This window comes from Mesorhizobium sp. M7A.T.Ca.US.000.02.2.1, from assembly GCF_003996995.1.
In the GTDB taxonomy this organism is placed as follows: Bacteria; Pseudomonadota; Alphaproteobacteria; order Rhizobiales; family Rhizobiaceae; genus Mesorhizobium.
Genome location: NZ_RZTT01000614.1, coordinates 1 through 2,582, shown reverse-complemented (window position 1 = coordinate 2,582; position 2,582 = coordinate 1). Strand labels below are relative to the sequence as shown.

The 2,582-nt window shown below is 62.7% G+C and carries 3 protein-coding genes, 2 tRNA genes and 1 pseudogene; 3 read left to right on the top strand and 3 right to left on the bottom strand.

What is annotated here, in order from left to right; genetic code table 11:
* Nucleotides 1–361 (top strand): annotated as a pseudogene (locus EOD15_RS32500) (DMT family transporter); the annotation flags it as partial.
* A gap of 134 nt (nt 362–495) precedes the next feature.
* On the opposite strand, the gene EOD15_RS32495 reads toward EOD15_RS32500, so the two are convergent.
* Entirely contained in the window at nt 496–753 is a 258-nt protein-coding gene (locus EOD15_RS32495; RefSeq protein WP_127322984.1) for a GlsB/YeaQ/YmgE family stress response membrane protein, read from the bottom strand.
* A gap of 132 nt (nt 754–885) precedes the next feature.
* Between EOD15_RS32495 and EOD15_RS32490 the strand changes: the two genes are divergently transcribed.
* Nucleotides 886–1,350: a YidB family protein gene (locus EOD15_RS32490; RefSeq protein WP_127322983.1), complete on the top strand. Its 465-nt coding sequence runs from the start codon at nt 886–888 to the stop codon at nt 1,348–1,350.
* 66 nt (nt 1,351–1,416) lie between these two features.
* Here the strand turns inward: EOD15_RS32490 and EOD15_RS32485 are convergent.
* Nucleotides 1,417–1,490, bottom strand: a tRNA-Gly gene (locus tag EOD15_RS32485).
* 89 nt (nt 1,491–1,579) lie between these two features.
* Nucleotides 1,580–1,664 (bottom strand) — tRNA-Tyr (locus EOD15_RS32480).
* 198 nt (nt 1,665–1,862) lie between these two features.
* Here EOD15_RS32480 and EOD15_RS32475 point away from each other — a divergent pair.
* The coding region (locus tag EOD15_RS32475; RefSeq protein ID WP_148129760.1) for an RNA methyltransferase at nt 1,863–2,582 on the top strand (720 nt) is incomplete at its 3' end.

Sequence of the window (2,582 nt, the reverse complement as noted above, 5' to 3'; positions counted from 1 at the left end):
ACAGGGGATGATCGTGGCGATTTCCGCCGTCGTGGTGGTGCTGATCGGCGCCGGCGCCGCGCATCTGGTTTCAGAGCGCTGGGTCATGCCCGGGGCACATCACCTGCTGCTGATGGCGGGTGCTGGATTTTTCCTGATCTTCGGCCATTTCTTCATCTTCATGGCCTATCGCATCGGACCGACCAGCGCCGTGGCGCCGTTCTACTATTGCTTCACCGTCTGGGCGGTCATTTCTGGCCTGCTGGTGTTCGGGCAGTTCCCCAACGCGCTGGCCATTTGCGGCATTCTGCTGGTCGTCGGCAGCGGGCTGACCATCGTCTCGCTGGATCAGCGTCAGCGGCGGCTGGCCGTCGTCGCCTAGCCTCGCTTCATTGCGGGAACGCCGATCTTTGTTTTCGCCGCCCCGATGCCATAGGCAAGCCACTGCTGAGCATACCGGCCTGAAGCCGGTCTTGCCTCAGCAGACTTCGAAACCCTCAAACGATCCGCAGGCGCCTAAAGCGTCCGCCTTGCGCTGAACTGATGGTAAGCCCACAGGACGACCACCGCTCCGATGACGGCAACGATCAGGCTGTAGATGTTGAGGCCGGTGACCCCTGACGCGCCGAAGGCACTGAAGATCAGACCGCCGACAATGGCGCCGACGATGCCCAGCACGATGTCCATGACGACACCCTGGCCGGTCTTGTTGACGATCTTGCTGCCGATGAAGCCGGCGACCACGCCGAGAATGATCCAGCTGATGATACCCATTTATTCCTCTCCATCCCCTCGCCAGCCGAACATTTTCATAGGATTGTCAAAACCTCAAGCCAGCTTGAAATTCCGCCCGAATGCTTCATTGTCGAGGAGGGGTCGGGCGTTGGTCGCTATGGAGGATCCACTATGGGACTTTTTGACAATGCCGTTCCCGGCGGCAATATCACCAAACCCCTGATGATCGCGCTCGGCGCATTGCTGGTCGGCAAGATGCTGAGCGGCAGAAATGCCGAAGAGCCAGAGCAGTCTCCCGCGCCCGCTCCGACCGCCCCCGTCCCGACGGAAACCACATCCGCCGATGGTGGCCTGGCTGGCGGATTGGGCGGCCTGCTCGACAAGCTCAGAAATGCCGGCCACGGCAATGCCGCCGACTCCTGGGTCGGCACCGGGCAGAACCAGCCGATCAACGCCAACGATCTTGGCGCCGCGATCGGACCGCAGATCATTCGCGAGATCGCGCAACGGACCGGACTGGACGAGCAGGAACTGCTCAAGCAACTGTCCACCGCCCTGCCCGGCATCGTCGACAGACTGACGCCGAACGGCCAGGTGCCGCAGCAGCACCAGGTCGCCACCGCGTTCAACAGCTGACGCGGCAGCCACGACAATTGGAGCGCTGCGCCTCGTGCGCAGTGTTTCGGCTATGGGATGAGCGTCTGGAGCGGGTAGCGGGAATCGAACCCGCATATTCAGCTTGGAAGGCTGCTGCTCTACCACTGAGCTATACCCGCGCCGTTCCTGAAGTACCGGATTCATCCGAAAAGCGCCATGCACTTTTCGGTCCGATTCTTGTCACGTTTCAGGGCTTCCGGGCCGGCAGTGGTGGAGAGGGTTGGATTCGAACCAACGTAAGCTAAGCTAACGGATTTACAGTCCGTCCCCTTTAACCACTCGGGCACCTCTCCAGTCTGCCGCCGGAGCCATGCAACGAGGCATTCACGCCGATCCGGACCCGAGTTATGTGTTCTCCGAAACCAGCGCAGCGCCTTATGGCGGCAAGCCCATTGGGTGTCAACCGCGCAACCATGGTTTTTCGTTTCTGTTCGCCGGCTGTAGTGACAGGCCATATCCTTGGCCGGAGGACACCGCTATAGAAGCCAGCCATGAGCGACAAAACCAACACCCCCAAAGACACCCATTACGCCAAGCTGCGCCGCGCCTATCGCGACGAGAAAAGCGGCGGCGCGCCGGCGTTCCGGCCCCGACAGCCGGTTCCGCCGGGCGAAAATGCCGCGGACGGGCTGGTGCGGCTCTACGGCCTGCACACGGTGCGCGCCGCACTCGACAATCCGCGCCGCAAGATCAGGAAGATGCTGGTGACGCGCAATGCGGCCGAGCGCCTCGAAATAGCCGATCTCGCCGCCCTGCCCTTCAAGACCGAACTGGTCGAACCCAGGGACATCGACAAGATCACCGGGTCGGATGCCGTGCATCAGGGTGTGCTGATCGAGGCCGAACCGCTGAAAGCCAAGCGGCTCGATGCGCTTGGCGACGCGAAGCTGGTGCTGGTGCTCGACCAGATCACCGACCCGCACAATGTCGGCGCCATCCTGCGCTCGGCGGTCGCCTTCGGCGCCGGCGCGCTGATCACCACGGCCCGCCACAGCCCGCAGGAATCGGGCGTGCTGGCGAAATCCGCTTCCGGCGCGCTGGAGCACATCGACCAGATCGAGGTGAAGAACCTCGCCGACGCGCTCGGTCAGTTACACGAGGCAGGCTTTCGCACCATCGGGCTTGATTCGGACGCGCCGGCCGAACTCGAAAAGAGCTTTGCCGGGGAAAAGATCGCCCTGGTGCTGGGCGCCGAAGGCAAGGGCCTGCGC

Bases quoted from the DNA above. Each gene is read 5' to 3' on its own strand.
- EOD15_RS32490 (WP_127322983.1), top strand. From the start codon at position 886: ATGGGACTTTTTGACAATGCCGTTCCCGGCGGCAATATCACCAAACCC.
- EOD15_RS32495 (WP_127322984.1), bottom strand. From the start codon at position 753: ATGGGTATCATCAGCTGGATCATTCTCGGCGTGGTCGCCGGCTTCATC.